This is a genomic window from Bartonella sp. AA168HLJHH, assembly GCF_042197365.1.
GTDB lineage: Bacteria > Pseudomonadota > Alphaproteobacteria > Rhizobiales > Rhizobiaceae > Bartonella.
On record NZ_JBHIRS010000019.1, the window covers coordinates 1 to 17,336 of the forward strand.

The 17,336-nt window shown below is 34.0% G+C and carries 18 protein-coding genes and 1 pseudogene; 10 read left to right on the forward strand and 9 right to left on the reverse strand.

What is annotated here, in order from left to right:
• A pseudogene (locus ACFINM_RS08215) lies at positions 1-168 on the forward strand (P-type DNA transfer ATPase VirB11); the annotation flags it as partial.
• Between the two features lie 54 nt (positions 169-222).
• Here the strand turns inward: ACFINM_RS08215 and ACFINM_RS08220 are convergent.
• The gene (locus ACFINM_RS08220; protein WP_375634893.1) at positions 223-441 is read right to left on the reverse strand and encodes a type II toxin-antitoxin system RelB/DinJ family antitoxin; all 219 of its coding nucleotides are present in this window, start codon (positions 439-441) and stop codon (positions 223-225) included.
• A gap of 78 nt (positions 442-519) precedes the next feature.
• A complete protein-coding gene (gene traA, locus ACFINM_RS08225; RefSeq protein WP_375641054.1) occupies positions 520-4,233 on the reverse strand; it encodes a Ti-type conjugative transfer relaxase TraA in 3,714 nt (1,237 codons plus the stop codon).
• A gap of 207 nt (positions 4,234-4,440) precedes the next feature.
• On the opposite strand from traA, the gene ACFINM_RS08230 reads away from it, so the two are divergent.
• The 4 genes from ACFINM_RS08230 to ACFINM_RS08245 all read left to right on the forward strand — a co-directional run bounded on the left by ACFINM_RS08230 (position 4,441) and on the right by ACFINM_RS08245 (position 7,666).
• Positions 4,441-4,671 carry a TraC family protein gene (locus tag ACFINM_RS08230; protein WP_375634889.1) on the forward strand — a complete coding sequence of 77 codons (231 nt, stop codon included), beginning with the start codon at positions 4,441-4,443 and terminating at the stop codon, positions 4,669-4,671.
• A 52-nt stretch (positions 4,672-4,723) separates the two neighbouring features.
• Positions 4,724-4,948 carry a conjugal transfer protein TraD gene (locus tag ACFINM_RS08235; protein ID WP_375641055.1) on the forward strand — a complete coding sequence of 75 codons (225 nt, stop codon included), beginning with the start codon at positions 4,724-4,726 and terminating at the stop codon, positions 4,946-4,948.
• A complete protein-coding gene (gene traG, locus ACFINM_RS08240; protein ID WP_375641056.1) occupies positions 4,926-6,836 on the forward strand; it encodes a Ti-type conjugative transfer system protein TraG in 1,911 nt (636 codons plus the stop codon). Before ACFINM_RS08235 ends, traG begins: the two co-directional genes overlap by 23 nt.
• A gap of 374 nt (positions 6,837-7,210) precedes the next feature.
• Positions 7,211-7,666, forward strand: coding sequence for a replication/maintenance protein RepL (locus ACFINM_RS08245; RefSeq protein ID WP_375634906.1), 456 nt, complete (start codon positions 7,211-7,213; stop codon positions 7,664-7,666).
• Between the two features lie 137 nt (positions 7,667-7,803).
• Here the strand turns inward: ACFINM_RS08245 and ACFINM_RS08250 are convergent, their stop codons facing one another.
• Together ACFINM_RS08250 and ACFINM_RS08255 are read right to left on the reverse strand one after the other, a co-directional pair.
• A complete protein-coding gene (locus tag ACFINM_RS08250) occupies positions 7,804-8,199 on the reverse strand; it encodes a hypothetical protein (protein ID WP_375641057.1) in 396 nt (131 codons plus the stop codon).
• Between the two features lie 183 nt (positions 8,200-8,382).
• Positions 8,383-9,036, reverse strand: a complete 654-nt coding sequence (locus ACFINM_RS08255) for a hypothetical protein (protein ID WP_375634883.1) — start codon at positions 9,034-9,036, stop codon at positions 8,383-8,385.
• An 875-nt stretch (positions 9,037-9,911) separates the two neighbouring features.
• Between ACFINM_RS08255 and ACFINM_RS08260 the strand changes: the two genes are divergently transcribed.
• Positions 9,912-10,265, forward strand: a complete 354-nt coding sequence (locus tag ACFINM_RS08260; RefSeq protein ID WP_375628367.1) for a helix-turn-helix domain-containing protein — start codon at positions 9,912-9,914, stop codon at positions 10,263-10,265.
• Between the two features lie 99 nt (positions 10,266-10,364).
• Here ACFINM_RS08260 and ACFINM_RS08265 read toward each other — a convergent pair whose 3' ends face one another.
• Both ACFINM_RS08265 and ACFINM_RS08270 read right to left on the reverse strand, forming a co-directional pair.
• Positions 10,365-10,685 (reverse strand): hypothetical protein, encoded by a 321-nt coding sequence (locus tag ACFINM_RS08265; RefSeq protein ID WP_375630656.1) that lies wholly within the window; start codon positions 10,683-10,685, stop codon positions 10,365-10,367.
• Positions 10,682-11,374 (reverse strand): AAA family ATPase, encoded by a 693-nt coding sequence (locus tag ACFINM_RS08270; protein WP_375618681.1) that lies wholly within the window; start codon positions 11,372-11,374, stop codon positions 10,682-10,684. Before ACFINM_RS08270 ends, ACFINM_RS08265 begins: the two co-directional genes overlap by 4 nt.
• Before the next feature lie 284 nt (positions 11,375-11,658).
• Here ACFINM_RS08270 and ACFINM_RS08275 point away from each other — a divergent pair, with 284 nt between their 5' ends.
• Both ACFINM_RS08275 and ACFINM_RS08280 read left to right on the forward strand, forming a co-directional pair.
• Entirely contained in the window at positions 11,659-11,910 is a 252-nt protein-coding gene (locus ACFINM_RS08275) for a hypothetical protein (protein WP_004857201.1), read from the forward strand.
• Positions 11,907-12,305, forward strand: coding sequence for a type II toxin-antitoxin system VapC family toxin (locus tag ACFINM_RS08280; RefSeq protein ID WP_375630651.1), 399 nt, complete (start codon positions 11,907-11,909; stop codon positions 12,303-12,305). Before ACFINM_RS08275 ends, ACFINM_RS08280 begins: the two co-directional genes overlap by 4 nt.
• Before the next feature lie 209 nt (positions 12,306-12,514).
• Here the strand turns inward: ACFINM_RS08280 and ACFINM_RS08285 are convergent, their stop codons facing one another.
• The 3 genes from ACFINM_RS08285 to repC all read right to left on the reverse strand — a co-directional run bounded on the left by ACFINM_RS08285 (position 12,515) and on the right by repC (position 15,766).
• Positions 12,515-13,168, reverse strand: a complete 654-nt coding sequence (locus ACFINM_RS08285; RefSeq protein ID WP_375641058.1) for a recombinase family protein — start codon at positions 13,166-13,168, stop codon at positions 12,515-12,517.
• 172 nt (positions 13,169-13,340) lie between these two features.
• The gene (locus ACFINM_RS08290) at positions 13,341-13,796 is read right to left on the reverse strand and encodes a TIR domain-containing protein (protein WP_375634878.1); all 456 of its coding nucleotides are present in this window, start codon (positions 13,794-13,796) and stop codon (positions 13,341-13,343) included.
• Between the two features lie 617 nt (positions 13,797-14,413).
• Positions 14,414-15,766: a replication initiation protein RepC gene (gene repC, locus ACFINM_RS08295; RefSeq protein ID WP_375634876.1), complete on the reverse strand. Its 1,353-nt coding sequence runs from the start codon at positions 15,764-15,766 to the stop codon at positions 14,414-14,416.
• A 957-nt stretch (positions 15,767-16,723) separates the two neighbouring features.
• Here repC and ACFINM_RS08300 point away from each other — a divergent pair.
• On the forward strand, positions 16,724-17,074 hold the full coding sequence (locus tag ACFINM_RS08300; protein WP_375618881.1) for a TrbC/VirB2 family protein: 351 nt from the start codon (positions 16,724-16,726) through the stop codon (positions 17,072-17,074).
• Between the two features lie 19 nt (positions 17,075-17,093).
• The coding region (locus tag ACFINM_RS08305) for a type IV secretion system protein VirB3 (protein ID WP_375641059.1) at positions 17,094-17,336 on the forward strand (243 nt) is incomplete at its 3' end.

A 17,336-nucleotide genomic window follows, 5' to 3' on the forward strand; every position in this document is an offset into this window, starting at 1 on the left:
ACCCTTTTAGTCAAAGAAAGTGACGGTGGTGGTAATTTAGCACGCGATGATATCCGCGGCTTATTAATCTCGATGATAGATGTCATCATCCAATGTAAACGCCTCGAAGGAAAATTTCGTGTAACAGAAATCTATTACGACCCCTTCAAACGCCGTGATGCTTTTTAAAAACTGTCGAAATGACTTAAATAACTCATTCATATCTTTCGCAAAGTATACATCTTATCCTTTTGCATTCTTTTCAAAAGTTTTAAGCGTTTTCGCATTAGAAATAGACATATCAAACGGCAATCCTCTTTCATCAACAACTTTAGCTAAGGAAATTCGTATGAAATCAGACACCGTAAGTCCTAAACTTGCTAATATTTCACCGGCTTCTTTTTTCAACTTCTTATCTATATTTGCTCGAATAACATCTTTTGAATCTACGGCTATGCCCATAGTAAACCTCCTTTAGTTACCTTCTTATGTATGGCTCAAATGAGTTATTATAACAAGTTTCTAATGTTCTAAATTTCTTTATCGTGTAACTTCTTTTGACATTGTTTGCGCTATCACATTATTTAGCTCTTTCGTATGTATCTGTTGCAAAACTTTAACTGCTGTTTGAAGCTCTTTCACAAGCTTTTTATCTTGAGGCTGATTTGGCGTGATTGCTTTTGACAAGTCAAAGTCTTGTTTATGAATAGCATCCTGTCCAAAACGTTTATCTAAAGCACTTTTCAGCTTTAAAAATTCTTCACCAACCTGCTCTGGTATCTTTGAATAACTATCACGACCAGCTTCAACATTTTTCATAAAAGTCACTGCTTCTTGTGAAAGTGACGGAACCTCTACTTTTAACTGTTCACGCTCCCGTGTAACACTAACCATCAGCGTCTCATAAGAATTCTCATAAAAGGATTGAAGCATTTTAATAGAAGAAATAGCAAGAGGAACATGATAAAGCGCTTCTTTTCGTTCTTTTCCTGTAGCCTTCAATTTATCGATAAAACGATCTGATCCACGCAGTTCGCCCGCTCTATCAGGTGCCCTATCCAAAATATCAGAGAGTTTATCGCCTTTCCCTGCTAAAATCGTTTGCTCAATCCTAAGCGCAGCCTCTTGTGGATCTTTATAAATAGATGCTAAATGACTGTTTAACTCCTTAAACATATCAATGTAAGATTTTTTATTTCTAAGAGCGCTTAGCACCTTCTGTTCTAGATTAGAGTTATCCGTATAAGCCGCAAGGTATGGGGCTTTTTCCGTTGTTTTTGATGCAACATTCAACTCTTTTTGTGATTGCTCAACCTCGAGCTCTTCTTTTTTAAGTTTGCTAAAAACTGTCGTTGCTCTCCCCCAAAGGGTTTCAATCTTTTCTTTTTGTTTTTGCAACCATTCTTTATTAAAATCAACGTAAGAGGCTATTTTTTCCCCTAAACCTTGAGAAACATCAATCCCTCTATTTTTTTTAAATTTGGCTATATAATCTCTATAATCAGGAGATTCAGAAAAATCGAGAGTTGTTGTTTTAACACCAGACCTAGAAAGAGCTGCTACCAATTTTTCATAGGTATTTGCACGATCGGATTGTTTAATGCTACTAGCAAAAGAAGGATCACCACGTTCTATAAAATCCACATGAAAAATGTTTTGTCTAATCTCTTTATTGTTAACAACAACAGTCTCTTTGTTTTGACGAATGGATATCTTATCACCAAGCTCAATACGAGCCCCATCTATCGCAGAGGGAAGATTTACACCATAAACACGTTCAACTCCACGGAAAGTTGCTATATCCGCATAAGGTGTTTTGGTTTTGGCTGTTTCACTAAAAGAAGCATACCCAGCTTCAACAAGTTCACCAGTGATTGTACCTTTAACCTGTTTGTGTTCGTGTAATCGAACATTTTTAAAATCCTCTTCGGCTACATAAAGATGTGACTGATGCCTATGGCGAGACATTGCAACATAGGAGAGATGTTGATCCATAGATGAGGAGGCTAAAACAAAGACATTATCAACGGTAACTCCTTGACTCTTATGAATCGTAGCCGCATATCCATGATCAACGTTTTGATAGGTCTGATTGGAGAAAACAACTTCTTGGCCAGAGTCAAGACACACTTTTAAAAGCGGTTTTCCTCTTTCATTTTGTGTAGACAAAACAGTTCCCAACATACCATTTTTAACTTTTTGCTTTCCTAATTCTGGGGCTGATCTTTCTTCAAATTGAGCATTTTCAAGAAAGATAATTCTGTCACCAACAACAAATTCCCTATGCCCCTTAAGAGTATCAAAATTTGTAACGCTTGCACTATCTTCAGATTTAAGTAAACGAGCATCTTTAAGAGCAGTTCGAATTTCTTCATTTAATTTTTTTACAGACGCATTCGTATGAGCAAGAACAAGTAATTCGTCACCCCGTAAAGTTTTTCCTTCTTCCAGAGCTTTTTTTTCAACTTTTCTTCGTGTATTCATCCAATCTTTAACAAGAGTATTTATGGCTTGATCATGCGTTTTAGTCTCACGAATGAATCCTCTATTTTTATAATGATCTAAAGCTTCCTTTACTTGTCCACGTGCAAACTGTCGTGATGCATCTTGCCCCCATTCTTCTTTTTGTCTCCTAATACCGGATAATTCTACATAACCAATATTATCAACTACAGCGCGAAATGCCGCTCCAGCCTCAATGGGTTGCAACTGCATATTATCACCAACTAAAACAATTTTTGCGCCTGCTTTTTCAACTTTTTGGACAAAATGCGAAAGTTGTTTTGAAGAAACCATTCCAGCTTCATCAATGACAAAAACATCACCAACCCGTAATTCATCTTTTTTATTTTTCCACGCTAATTCCCACGCAGCAAGAGTTTTACTTTTTATCTTTGAAGATTCTTCAAGACCTTCCGCAGCCTTCCCCGCAAGCGCTGCTCCAAATACACGCTTCCCACTATTAACCCACGCAATATTTGCGGCTTCCAATAGAGTGGATTTTCCAGCACCTGCATAACCAACAACCGCCGCAATACCTTTATCATCTGTAATATGTTGAACGGCTAATTTTTGTTCTTCTGAAAATTTAAATCTATCACTTTTATCTTTATTCTCAACAGACTTTATTGCCTCTAAAACCTGTCTATCTTTTACACCGTGTCCTGTCGTTTGAGACAACGAAACAACACTCCGCTCCATATCATATTCGGTTTTTAATATTTCCTTTGTGGAGTAAATAACTTTATAAGGATTGGAATGATCTTTAATTTTAATCAGGTTATTGCTTTGTTCTAAGCGCACCATAATATCATTAAAGTCATTTGAATTATCAACATATCTATTAATGATCTTAGCAAGATCACCATGATTAAATGTCGACTTCTCAAATGAAATTAACTTCAATACTTCATTAGGGTTTTCTTTAATTTTCTCTACAGATCTCTGTTTTATTTTTTCATTAGCTTGTACCGCATTGCTAGCAAGTCCTTTTTTACTCATTGCATGAGCAGATTGCCCCAAATGAATGGTTGGCTCTATAGATAAACCACGCTCTTTGTAAGAACGCATATCTACTTTTATATCATGACCTGCAAGTGCAAGATGCATCGTTGCAATCTCACCCCATGAGTTGCGTAAATCCTTCAATGCATCTTTATGACCTATGACGGTTTCATAAACTATACGCTCTTCTTTTCTTATAGCATTACCTTGTCTATCACGAATAGTAACAAGAGATTTTTTTACTGTTCCATCTTCATTTAAGACAGCTATTTTTTTGGGACCAAAACCATTTTCTAAAACTGGACGTAAAGTATGCATAATATGCACATGTGGATTTCCTTCCTTGTCATGATAAACCCAATCAGAAACAAGACCACGTGATGCAAAGTTTTCTTTTACAAAGTCTCGTACAAGAGAAATATTTTGATCTCGTGATAACTCTAATGGCAACGCTATAACTATTTCTCTTGCCAACTGTCCATTCACGCGCTCACTATTTTGCACAGTGTTCCACAGCCATTCACTTTTTTTATCATTTGTATCAAAATAACTGAGCTGTTGTGTAATCCATTTTGGAGAACCCTCTGGAATATTCATTTCTGAATGTACAAGGTCTCTATCTTTATCATATTTATGCGTATGAGATCCTTCTAACTCATCAAACATCCTTGTCCTATGGCGATAGGCAGCCGCCGAAATTGCTGATTTTCCAGCACCAATAATTTTAGCTTGTAAATGTGTACTTGCCATAAGATACAATTACCAAAAATTGTGTTTATTTCACAGAAATAATCTATAGCATGAAACGTTTTACTTTAAAACGTATAATTGCGCCTTCAAAAATCTTTTGAAAAAAGACATTTTCAGGAGCGCATAAATGCGCACTATTAAGTATTGTTATTGGAGATTTATTCTGTTAAGTAAAAATAAAGATTAAAAAATAAAAGAGAGTTTGAAATGTCACGTAAATCTTTAGAAAAACTTATAGAGGAAAAAAAAGCTCTGGAAGAAAAAAGTAAAAAACTTCTTGAAAGAATTAAAGCTGCTAAAAAACAAGAAGGAGAAAAAATTGCACTATTAGCAGCAGAAGCGGGATTAACAGAATTAAATATAACAAACGATCAATGGAAAAATATTTTCGAGGAGATTAAAGACCGATTTCAAAAAGATCAGCAAAAAACTGAATAATCTTGGTAACTCTATAAAATCACTAAGACGCATTGAAAAAAGGAGGAGATTTTTGAGTGATGAAATAAGACGTAAAGATGCACGTGAAAAAATTATTCTAGGCGGTCTTGTCGTAAAGGCTGGTCTTAAAAATGCTGATAAGTCTTTTATTTTAGGATGTTTAATTCACGCTGCAAAACTTGATACAAATTCAAATGAATATAAAAATTTCCAAAAAATAGGACAGTATGCTTTTGCTGATACGCGGGGTCAAAATGATAAACAATCTAAATCGTAAACAAATCATATTTTTAATATGCCCTTTTCTCTTTTCAATCATAATTCTTTTTCTTGTAAACATAACCATCAATAACATTACAGAAAATGGAACGACGCCTGATGCTTATTGGTTTGTAAGATCAAAGCCACTGGATATTTTAATCCTTATTGCACTTTCATGTTCTTCATTCATCTTATTACAAAAAAAGCATACCAGAAAAAATATCACTATTTCGTCCATGATCGTCTTTGGTTTGTTTGCAACTTATTATAGTGCAAATGAATATATCAGACTTAGTCCATATGTTGGTCAAGATAATATGACATGGGCGGATGTTCTTCCTTTCTTTGATAGGATGGTTTTATGGGGTGTTGTTATTGGCGTTGTTATCCTTGGTTACACTATAAATCTATCGTTGCCAAAAAAATTACCTTCGAAAAAATTAAAAAATACGATCTTCGGCGGCGCTCAATGGATGAATATGAAAAAACTAGAAAGCATCTTTCCAAGCGATGGAGAAATCATCGTAGGAGAACGATATCGAGTAGACGAAGATATTGTTAAAGATGTTCTTTTTGATTCTCAAGACAAAACAACATGGGGGAAAGGAGGAACACAGCCATTACTAACATATAAACAAAATTTTTCTTCACCCCATATGTTATTTTTTGCTGGTTCTGGTGGTTATAAAACAACCAGTAATGTTATTCCAACTTGTCTCAAATATTCCGGTCCACTGGTCGTTTTTGATCCTTCAACTGAAATCGCTCCAATGGTAAAAAAAACAAGGCAGCTGTCAAAAAGAAAAGTATACGTTCTTGATCCCCATGGACCTTCAACAAAAACTTTTAATCCCTTAGATTGGTTATTAGATAAAAATATCCCTATTTGTGAAAAGGAAGTAGGTCTCGTAGAGACAGCACGACTCCTCCTTTCAGAAAATTATAGATCCACTTCAACCGATCAATTTTTTATCTCTCATGCTCACAATTTGTTAACAGGTCTACTTGCACATGTCGTCTTTTCTGATGAATACAAAGAACATGAAAAAAACTTAAAAACACTTCGTATGATTGTATCAGAACCAGAACCATCGGTTATTGGAAAATTGAAATCAATACAATCAAATTCTTCATCACAATTCATTCGTGAAACCCTCGGGGTCTTTACCAATATGGCACAGCAAACTTTCTCTAGTGTTTATGCTACTGCTTCTAAAGATACCCAATGGCTTTCCCTTGATAGTTATGCCAACCTTATAAGTGGTGACGACTTTAAAACTAATGATATAACAAAAGGCAATGTAGACATCTTTTTTAATATCCCATCAAAAACTCTAAAATCTTACCCTGGTGTGGGACGGATTCTTGTTGGTTCTCTTCTCAAAGCTATGGAAGCCGCAAATGGAAACTATGAAAAAAGAGTCCTCTTTGTTTTAGATGAGATTGATCTGTTAGGATATATGAACATCTTAGAAGAAGCTCGTGACCGTGGTCGTAAATATGGAATATCTCTTATGCTCTTTTACCAATCTATAGGACAAATTGAACGTCATTTCGGTTCATCGGGTGCTATGACATGGTTTGAAAGTTGTGCTTTTATAAGTTATGCCGCAATACAAGATATTAAAACTGCTGAAAATATATCTAAGGCATGTGGTCAAATGACTGTTGAAGTGAAAAATTCAAGAAAACCTCTAGGAGGATTCCATACAAGAGGGACAGAAAATGTAAACACCCAGCAGAGACCTTTAATTTATCCTCATGAAATTACCCAAGAAATGCGCCTAGACGAACAAATCATTCTCGTGCGAGGGCAACCCCCTATCCGTTGTGGACGCTCTATCTATTTTAGACGTAAGGATTTAACAGCCCTTACTAACAAAAATAGATTTGCTCCTAAATAATAATATATCCTAAATAGAACTCACTTCGTTCGTCCATAATCAATAATGAGAGGCTATCCGCCTCTCAAACTCTCTGGAACGCTCACCAAAATCATGACATCAGACCCGCGTTTAATGAGAGGACTAACAAGTCTTGGTTCTTAGTGTCAAGGAAACCATTACATGGCGCCTAAAGGCGTCCTTGACAAAGAACCTAACGTCTTGTTTCGTCCCTCTCACGCAGCTCCGAAATCATGATTAGAAGGAGAGCGTTTAAGGGTGCCTACACAGCACCTTATAGTAGGGAAAAACATTTGATTTTTTTAACTACGTGGATAAAAAAATTATACCAAATAGATGTAAAATAGTGGAGGTTATGGACGGCTTTGTTGTTTGTGTCATACCTAAAAGGCAAAAATGGATTTAAAAAGGAATGGATTGCAATGCCTCAACATCCGATGGCTATAATAGCGAAAAGTAATTTAAACGGATATGATCTCAAGGTGTTTTTCATTCTGGCTTCTCGTCTTGATTTCGAAAATCTATTAGTCGTCAATCAAACGGAATTGGCTAAAAAAGTTGGTATTACCAGACATCACTTTAATCGAAGCGTAAAAAGACTAATAGCTATGGATATTCTTTTGGAAGGTCCTCGTATTGGTATTAATAGATCCTACCGTCTCAACCCAAAACTTGGTTGGAAAGGTAGTGCTAAAAACCATAAAATAGCTCTTAGAGAGAACTTTAAAAATCGCATAAAAGCAGCCGATATTCAAGGTGTATATGAGAATAGCAAACCTTTAGAAATGGACATCAGTAATCAAATAGATCTCGAAGATTATCTTAGATGAAAAATAATAAAAGCATAGTAGTTACGCTTCACAATGTTACCAATAATGGTAACATTGCAGCTTAATGAACAACTTCTTCTTGTATTTTATAACGATACACATATTCTAACAGCTTGAAGACATTCTCTAATAAGCTTTTACTTGAAAAGCATAAGATCAGAACCGGGAGGAGCTAACCGTAATAGGAGCGTATCGTATCCCCAATTGATAGCTAAACTTAGAAATATCAAAACTATATAACCAATGACCATTGCTGTTTGGTGTTCAAAAGGTGCAGAGCCCGCTACATATCCAGTAAAAAAAATAAATAACACCAGCAAACTCCCCCCTGCTATAAACTCTGTTAAAATAATAACCGGTTTGCGAATAAGCAAAAGAAAAAGGAAAAGGAAAAAAAGGCACGTTTTCAATATCTTATGTAATATTTTACAAACGATAGAAAACACTCTACGTATTATAGTTATTAAAATTGATTGTTTGGAATTTGGATTTTTCTCTTTTTTATTTAATTTATTAGTAGATAGAGTGTCCATTACCCCCTCCAATATTTTTATCTATAAAACGCTTTATGGCTATATGATACGTTTTATTTTATTCACGATTATTTATATACCTATATAGATAATTATTTCAATTTTATGATTTTTTAGTGCTTAATGTAACATACGGTTTCTTTATTTTTAAAAAGCAGGCGCCCCCCGCACCTGCTATTTTATTTACGCAACATCCTCATACTCATCACGAAAATAATCATCATCACTACCAAATCTTGGAATTGCCTCATCATGAATTTGATCATATTCAGTTAAAGAGGCGGCGCTATGAATACAAGAATCGCCAGATACATAAGCACCACAAACCACGGCATCATCAACGACATAGGAATAATCACAAATATAAGCACCATCACTTATTTTTGCATTGCCACCGACATGAGCATTATCACAAATAACAGATGAATCAGAAATATGAGCATGTCCACTTACAGAGGCGTTATCATAAATTTTTGCATTACCTTCAATTACAACAGCGTTTTGAATATGGGCGTTGCCATAAACCTCACAATAATCATTTATTGTCATGCCTTCAAAAATAGCATTGCCATAAATTTGTGCATCACCATAAACGTCTACAAAAAAGCTTTTCACTTTACCATTTTCATAAACCCTTGCATTTTGAAAAACGCGTGCTTTATCGTAAACCCAGCAATTTCCCTCATGAGATAAGTTGCTTTCCTTTTCAATATAACCACCAAGATCACCAGCCTTGACATCATCAAAATCTCTTAAGGCTCTAATTCGAGTTAAGAAATGACCATCGATATATTCACAATCATCAATAAATTCATATTTTTTGGAGATAGCGTTCATAATGAACTCCTTACGGTTTAAAAGTTTTGAATTGACACCCTATAAGGCGTCGGGCGTTCAAAACACGGCCGTAAGTCCGTTGTTATGCTTTTCCCTAAAAGGGTGTTGTATGGCATAACCACACCCGACAAAATCACTATATATGCTAATAAAAGCATAAAAGACAGTCAGTTTCTGAAAGCAAGAAAAGATTTTTTTGTCATCTGTTTTCTTACGGCTTAGTGTTTTGATCACTTAAGTATTAATATAGTAAAATACCCATTTATTGTCAACTGTTTTTTTGTCTTTTTTTGGCATTTTTTATAATATTTTCAAATATTTATCTCATAAAATAGCTTATAATTTTTATCTCTTTTTTTGGAAGTATATGCCCCTAAAAGCTCTCCTTCTAATCATGATTTCGGAGCCGCGTGAGAAGGACGAAACAAGACGTTAGGTTCTTTGTCAAGGACGCCTTTAGGCGCCCTGTAAGGGTTTCCTTGACACTAAGAACCAAGACTTGTTAGTCCTCTCATTAAACGCGGGTCTGATGTCATGATTTTGGTGAGCGTTCCAGAGAGTTTGAGAGGCGGATAGCCTCTCATTAAAAAATAAAGTTTATAAATAAAAACTATTTTTATTTGCCAATCTCCTGAAATTACTTTATTGGTAAGCGAATGTTTTAATCGTATACGCAGCGATTAATAAGGGATTAAAAGCCTTAAAGTTTGAACATAAAAATTAGCCCACTCTGTGGGTTTCCCGGGATTCCGGGAGCTTTTGCTATGTCCAGGTGCTTTAAGCACTAAAAGCAAAAAGCTGATTCAAACTTCAGTACTTTTAACTCCCGGAATACCAATGCGAGGGCGCTCGCACCCGGTCGGGGGGAATTTAAAGTGCAAAACAAAACTCCACATTTTAATGATATTTCTGTAGGGGAAAAAATTCGCGATAGAAGAAAATTCATGGGAATTTCTCAGACAGAATTAGGAAACAAATTAGGAGTAAGCTTCCAACAAATCCAAAAATATGAAAAAGGCTCAAATCGTGTAGGAGCTGGACGTTTGCAGGAAATCGCTAACATACTAGATGTTCATATCTCCTTTTTTTATACCGACATTTCACAAAAAAGAAATATCTCATACCCTTATGATGAAGGAATTTCCAGTAAAGAATACTGCCTTTTAAGAGGTTTTAGACAACTCAAACCTAAAAAACAGAAAGCAATTTTGTGGTTGGTTTCCGAATAGAATGAATACTTTTAAAATTATATTACATACAGCTATCTTCTCTCTTCATAAGAAGATTTTAAATATTTATTACGTATTTTGTACGTAAATAATAAATAATCATCGTTTATTTTGTGTGTAATTGTTATTTACGTAATTTTCAATAAGACGATTAAGAAAATCACCACCATCTTCATTAAGTTCGTCTGCTAAAGACCAAAAACTGTCTCTTACTTCTGGTTCAAGTGCAAGTGTTAATCGTGCTGTTTTTAAACTACGTCTTCTACGTCCACTACCACGTTTTGTTTCTACACTATGACGTGTGGTAAAACCATTATTTTGACCTATCTTACCTAATTCTTGTTCATCTACTTTTTGTGCTTTTGTAAACGGTTTTAAATTTTGAAGATCCGGTAATACAATTTCAGCTCTTTTTGTCATGCTACTTTGTCCTTTAATAAATTTTCATTATCCAATACCTTCACAACAGCGTTAGCAAAAACCGTTGCATTTTCTTGTGCTGCTTGAGGATTATTCACATCAGAAGATGCTAAATCAAAGAGAGACCCCCCTATCTGAAAAAGAGCACTAAAAGCTCCTCTTTCAGTTAATGAAGCAGGTAAAATAGGAAGGTTAGCTTTTTCTAACGTTTTTTCTATATGCTGTCCTTCGCGACTGTTTAAGGTATTAGTCATAGAAAATACGATACGAAAAGGTATTTCTCTTTTAAAAAACTGACTCTGTTGTTTTATTAAAGCAATGATCTTTCCTATCTGATCTCCATCAAGTTGTTTTTTTCTCATAGGAACCAAAACTAAATCCGCTCTCCCTATAGCAAAAGAAGCCGCAAGATTAGCAGAACCTTCAAGATCAACAATAACAAATGGAAACTGTTCTACAGCATCATCAATGCAAGAAACAATATTCTGTTCTGTAACATTTCCAGAAACTTCTATATTTTGGGGCATTGTATCTACAGATCTTTTCATCCATGTCACAAGTGGTTGATTTGGGTCTGCATCAATTAATTTCACCTTAGATCCGGCTTTAGCAAAAACGTTAGCTAATACTAATGCCATTGTGGATTTTCCAACACCACCTTTTGTTGAACACATAGTAATTACAGGCATTAAGATATTCCTTATTCAATGAATAAACACCAAATAAATACCATTTATTTATTACGTATTTATTAAAATTATAAATAATAATTATTTATTTTGTAAATATTTATTATTTACATACAAAATACGTAATAAATATTTATATCTTGTTAATTTCAAATCAGGTATAATCGGGTGTGCACATTCCAGTATGCAAACGAGTTTATTTCACAATTCCGTTTCTTGTGAGTAATTGATTTTTACATTACTTTTATGTATATTAGATAATTATATAGTAAGAGGAATTTTTTATGTCTTCATTAACAGTTACAGCAAAAGGACAAATTACGCTAAAGCGGGATTTACTACAGCACCTTGGTGTTAAACCAGGTGAGAAGATTGACTTTGATAAGTTACCAGGTGGTGAACTTCGTATAAAAGCGTCACAGCCTACAAGCACTATTGAGAGCTTTATTGGACGATTTTCTGGAAAACTAAAAAAACCTCTAACCATTGAAGAAATGAACGAAATTACAGCTTCTAGTTGGGCTGGGAAAAAATGAAGATTTCTGTAGATACAAATGTTCTGGCTCGTGCTGTTTTACAAGATGATAAAAAGCAAGGGGAGGTAGCAAGTAAGATTTTAAGAGAAGCTTCTCTCATAGCTATTTCTCTACCTTGTCTATGCGAACTTGTTTGGATACTTCGACGAGGTGCAAGACTATCAAAAGAAGATGTAGCTGGAATGTTACGCGATCTGCTAGCAACCAGTAATATAGTAATGAATAGACCAGCTGTTGAAGCAGGGCTTGCTATTCTAGAGGCTGGTGGTGATTTTGCTGATGGAATTATAGCTTATGAAGGTAATTGGCTAGGTGGCGAGATATTTGTTTCGTTTGATAAATTAGCAATCGACCTGTTAAAGAAAAACGGGAAATCAGTAAAACTCCTTTCTTAATGAGTGAGCTAATACCTATAAAAGAATAAGCTATAGATATGGATTTTCAAACACCACCTTTTGTTGAACACATAGTAATTACAGGTATTAAAATTTTCTTATTTACTAAATAAATATTATTTATTTAGTACGTATTTTGTACGTAAATAATAAACATACTTCAATGCATCACGTCATGGAAAAGAACTATCAACTTGGCGCAGTTTATCTTAATTTTCCAATGTTCTTGGCATGGTAATGATAGGCTTTGTTTTTGTAAGCTTGATGTTTTTACGTTCAATAAATAAACGTAAGGTGTTCACACTAACTCCTAATGTCTTAGCAATACGGCTCTGTGATAAACCAACATTTATAAATGCTTGAATTTCATCAATATGATTGTCCAGCTTTAATTGCGTAGCTTTACTTCCTTTTGGCCGGCCAAGTTTTATTCCTCGTTGACGAGCAACATTTAAGGCTTCTTTTGTGCGTGTTTGAATTAAATGCCGTTCAATTTGTGATACCATACCCAATACGTTTGCAATGATATCGCTTTGTAAACTTCCATCCATGATAAGGTTTTGTTTCGTTATATGCACAATTAAACCACGTTCACTGGCTGCTTTGAGAATTTCTAAAACAGCAAGAGAAGAACCAGCTATACGAGAAAACTCCGGTGTGAGTAAAACATCACCACATTCAGCTTTTTCAATTAAAGCACCAAGTTTACGCTTACGCCAATCTTTTCCTCTACTTGCAATTTCTTCCTCAATATAAAGTGGAGCAAAGCCATTTTTATTAGCATATTCTAACAATCCAAATTTTTGATTTTCTGTATCTTGTCCATCACGAGAAACACGTAAATAAGCATAAAATTTTGGCATTTTCAGTAAAAAGGTTATTTTTGATTAAAACTGATATATTATTGCATAGAAAAAATAGGAATTAAATATACAATTTTCGTTCATAAAAAATGATCGTTTTTTCTGATATTGCAATTTATGACGTTTCAAATGACACTGTGCGTATCTTGCGTATACTTCATGCAAAAAAAATTCAGTTGTTAAGTGTATCTAAATTGAATCCGGCTGTGTTTAATAATTCAATAAGTTTTGGGAGAGTCTCTTTTACGTGTTCATTAAAAGGAATGTAATTAATCCCTTCATAATCTGAAGGCACTTCAACATCTCGTTGTTTTAAAATAGCAATATTTCTGCAAGAAATTTTAGGAATTAACATACCCATTTTAAAAATAACATTTTGATTAGCGCGCGGTTTTGCATCTTTTTTATCAGCAGATTTTTCATATCCAATATCATCGGGAGTAAGTAGCACAATACCAAATTTTGGAGAATTAGTTTGCATACTAATTTCTTGTTTAAAATCCTCAATAGTAGTTAAATTATCACTACCAAATTTCAGAACGTATGGTTCCAATCCAAGCTTAAAAAGAACACGTTCAGTTTGTTCTAAAATAGTATGATCATTATATACAATAAAAATTTTTGGCATTTTTATATCCCCTATAAAATATATGCATTTGTCCCAGAGGGCTTATTATTTTTTATCAACGAATAATTGCGATAAAAATTTCTCCCAATCTATATTTTTCTTTAATTTAAAGGAAATAAAATTATTCTTATGAAAGAATATAAAATAGAACGATCTTTTACCAAATCAGATATTTAATCTAATGAATATCAAACAGATCTTGAAGATTTTACAAAAATAAGCAAGCTAAAGCTATTGGTATAGGTTTCTAATCCAATAGAATACTTATAACGAAGCTTTTCATATTAATTTATTCATAAGCTTAAAAAAGTAATTGCTAAGCGAAAGTATCTTGTATATATCTCTTTTTCGGAGAGAGAGTCCCTACATAATTTCCCCCGCAGGGTTGTTATAGTAAATCTCTTTCTCCATTTTAATTATAATCTTCATAGTAATGATTAGTTAAGTTTAAAGTAGTCTTTGTATATGCCAAATTCGTATTTGAAATACTATTGTGGATTACTTAACTTAATTGAAAATACGTTCACTATTTTTTGAAAATCATCCCCATCACTAAAAGAAAAACTAAAAAGCTTTCTTTCAGTGCATAAATCTGAAATGATTATTGCTTGTCAAACTTATGACGCAAATTTCTTTGAATTTATTGGCATTTTCAAAGTTTTAAGAACTTCATTCAGTTCCGATTTAAACAAAGGACTTTTTTCTTTGTTTAGCTTTATTTTCTGATTTTTTTCTAAGTTTAAACTATTTATTTCTTCTTGATCAGCTTGTTTCAATAAAGCAAATAAAGAACGCTCTAGATACAATTCTCCCTTTTTTTCTTTATCAATCATGCCGCGGAGATATCCCCCTGGTGATTTTACAAGTCCTCTAGCATATTTTTCAAAAATGATGGCAATGGCTAGAGCTGTTTTTTTAAGCCCCATGATTTTTGTAGCTTGTTCAGCGGCATGTTCTGAAACTTTAATCATTCTGTACATAGGATACATAGAACGTATCAAATCGCTTTCTGTTTGGAGACTACATTCAGAAAACAAGGCGGCATTCGGCAAAGCCTTTTCTAGTATCTCCGGCTTAATTTGAGGCAATGTACTACTTTTTGAAGGAAGTGATGTTTCCGTCTTGCCTTTCTCTATATTTTCATAAGCCATTTTATCATGACCGGAGGTCACATTAATGGTTTGAGTGTGTTCAGAGTTATCTGAACACTCATTTTTGTTACAATTACAATTATAGTTAGGGGGTGTATTATGTAATTGCATAACATTTTTGTTGTTTGTGCATAACATTTTTGTAAAAAATAAACGCTCTAAGAGCCAATTAAAAAGCTTAATAGCTTTTTCCAATTTAAAGGTGGACGCTTTAAAAGGAGAACCAAGAACAGATTTAACTTTATTCATACGATTTAAAAACATTGAAGCGATAGGTGTAAATTTTATTTCTTCAATACGAAGCCGTAATCGACGACAAACACCACAAAAGGTTCTAACAGCCATATCATGATGTTTCTTTTCTTCTTTACTCTTTAAAATAGAGTGCTGAAGTTCATGGTAACGCGCGATTAAAATGCTAAGGTCAATACCACAAGCAATTGGTACATGATTAGCAGAATTAAAACTATAGCGTTTATAATTACCAGAATCCCGCATCACAATAAGACCTTTATCAAAAAGGCGTGAAAGTAATCTACTTACATGAACAGACGTACAACCAATTTCCAGACCAATTTGATGGTTGCTTTTAAAAACTATTGGAATTTTACCTTTTTCAAAATGCGTAACTGGTACAGTATTCAAAAGTTTAGCTAATAAATGGGCTTCTGTTCCTTTGATAAGATCAGTTACTGGTAAGTCTTGTACAAGAAAAAGAAGTTGGCTTCTAGTAATGTGGCCAATATTGGTATTATCAGCAATTTTTATATATTCCCAGTGCTTTGAAGTTAATTTTCTACCAGATGTTTTATTAACCATAATTTTTAAAACCTCTCTATTGGAGGCAAAAAAAATGCTAAAAATATCCCTTTTCTACAAAATTTCTCTTGCAGAATGCTTCACGATAAATTAAATTAGGAATTAGTTTGTTGAATTTAATTTACCGTATATGTAGTACGGGCATTTTAGAAACCCTTCTGTTAACGCAGTTGGGTTTTTATTTTTTTGCCATTATCCTTCCCTCTATTTGAAACGACTCATAGCTCGAAAAAAGCATGTCAAGGTCAAAGCTATATTAAAAAAAAAAGATTTTCAATATGGTAAAGCTTTCAAACAACTGTTTTTATGGCAATACAACCTAATACAACCTACAACAACAGCAAAGCAAAATGACATATAACTAAGGACATATAACTAAGGAAATGCGTTCTTATATAGCGCTGTAAAAACAACCTATACGAGTAAATGAATTTTAAACACAATAATTTTTCTTTGCAAGAATTGTCCACTAGGGACTGTGTAGATTATGATTAAGTTTTTTCTTATAAAGTTCGTAGTGGAATATTGCCTTGATTTTTCAGTAGCGCTTGAGAGAACGTTTTATCAATAATGGTCAATGGAATTATAGCTCTCGTGATCTCTTCGCCAATCTTCTGGTTGTTGAAATTTGCTCGACCATAAAACATTTTGTGCTTTTTAAGCAGGGTTTTCTATTGTCTTTTCTGATCCTTTAAAAAAAAAGAATTTTCATTATGTTGACTGAAATAAAAGTATCAAAAAATAATAATATAAATAAATATAATATATTTAGGCACTTCTCGAAGAGATTTTAAAAGTATCATTTTGAATATTACTATATTTTAGTATATTATCTAAGATAAATATTAAATATTTTTAATTTTATAGTAGAAAAAATAGTTTTTTCATTTTATATGGTAGATTAATATTTTAACTATTAATTTAATTTTCAACTTTAAAATAGCGAGGGGGTTTTTCATGAAAAACATGAATAATTCATTCAGTTGTGAACACATCTTACCAAAAACTACTCTACCCAACACACAAAAGAAATGGTTAACAGCAGCATTGATGCTGTTTATTGCCTTCATCGCACTGAGTGAACCAGCATTTGCCGCAGGCGGCTTCGGAAAAATTGAAAGTGCTCTTCAAAAAATAATTGAAGCTTTAACAGGACCAATTGCAAAATCAATCGCGACCATTGCGATTGCCGGTGTTGGGATTGCATGGATTGCTGGTTATGTTGAAATGCGTAAAGCTTTCTTTGTTTGTATTGGCATCGGCATTATCTTTGGTGCACCACAAATCGCAGCAATGTTTTCCAGTTAAACTCCAGCCTTTCAAAGCCATGAAAGAGCACGATAAGCTAACAGAAGATACGTTATTTCTTGCTTGCACGCGCCCTGCAATGATCGCAGGCGTGACGGTGGAAGCTATGGGATTAAATGCGATAGGAACGATGATATTGTTTATTGTGATAGGCAATATTTTTCTTGTAACTATTGGGATTGCCATGCATTTCATATTCAAGGAAATCCTAAAGCATGACCATAACAAATTTCGTATTCTTCTGACATGGCAAAAGACATCT

Bases quoted from the DNA above. Each gene is read 5' to 3' on its own strand.
- ACFINM_RS08285 (WP_375641058.1), bottom strand. From the start codon at position 13,168: ATGCCAAAATTTTATGCTTATTTACGTGTTTCTCGTGATGGACAAGAT.
- ACFINM_RS08290 (WP_375634878.1), bottom strand. From the start codon at position 13,796: ATGCCAAAAATTTTTATTGTATATAATGATCATACTATTTTAGAACAA.
- traA (WP_375641054.1), bottom strand. From the start codon at position 4,233: ATGGCAAGTACACATTTACAAGCTAAAATTATTGGTGCTGGAAAATCA.
- repC (WP_375634876.1), bottom strand. From the start codon at position 15,766: ATGGTTAATAAAACATCTGGTAGAAAATTAACTTCAAAGCACTGGGAA.
- ACFINM_RS08255 (WP_375634883.1), bottom strand. From the start codon at position 9,036: ATGAACGCTATCTCCAAAAAATATGAATTTATTGATGATTGTGAATAT.
- ACFINM_RS08275 (WP_004857201.1), top strand. From the start codon at position 11,659: ATGTCTTCATTAACAGTTACAGCAAAAGGACAAATTACGCTAAAGCGG.
- ACFINM_RS08230 (WP_375634889.1), top strand. From the start codon at position 4,441: ATGTCACGTAAATCTTTAGAAAAACTTATAGAGGAAAAAAAAGCTCTG.
- ACFINM_RS08270 (WP_375618681.1), bottom strand. From the start codon at position 11,374: ATGCCTGTAATTACTATGTGTTCAACAAAAGGTGGTGTTGGAAAATCC.
- ACFINM_RS08220 (WP_375634893.1), bottom strand. From the start codon at position 441: ATGGGCATAGCCGTAGATTCAAAAGATGTTATTCGAGCAAATATAGAT.
- ACFINM_RS08265 (WP_375630656.1), bottom strand. From the start codon at position 10,685: ATGACAAAAAGAGCTGAAATTGTATTACCGGATCTTCAAAATTTAAAA.
- ACFINM_RS08250 (WP_375641057.1), bottom strand. From the start codon at position 8,199: ATGGACACTCTATCTACTAATAAATTAAATAAAAAAGAGAAAAATCCA.
- ACFINM_RS08300 (WP_375618881.1), top strand. From the start codon at position 16,724: ATGAAAAACATGAATAATTCATTCAGTTGTGAACACATCTTACCAAAA.
- traG (WP_375641056.1), top strand. From the start codon at position 4,926: ATGATAAACAATCTAAATCGTAAACAAATCATATTTTTAATATGCCCT.
- ACFINM_RS08280 (WP_375630651.1), top strand. From the start codon at position 11,907: ATGAAGATTTCTGTAGATACAAATGTTCTGGCTCGTGCTGTTTTACAA.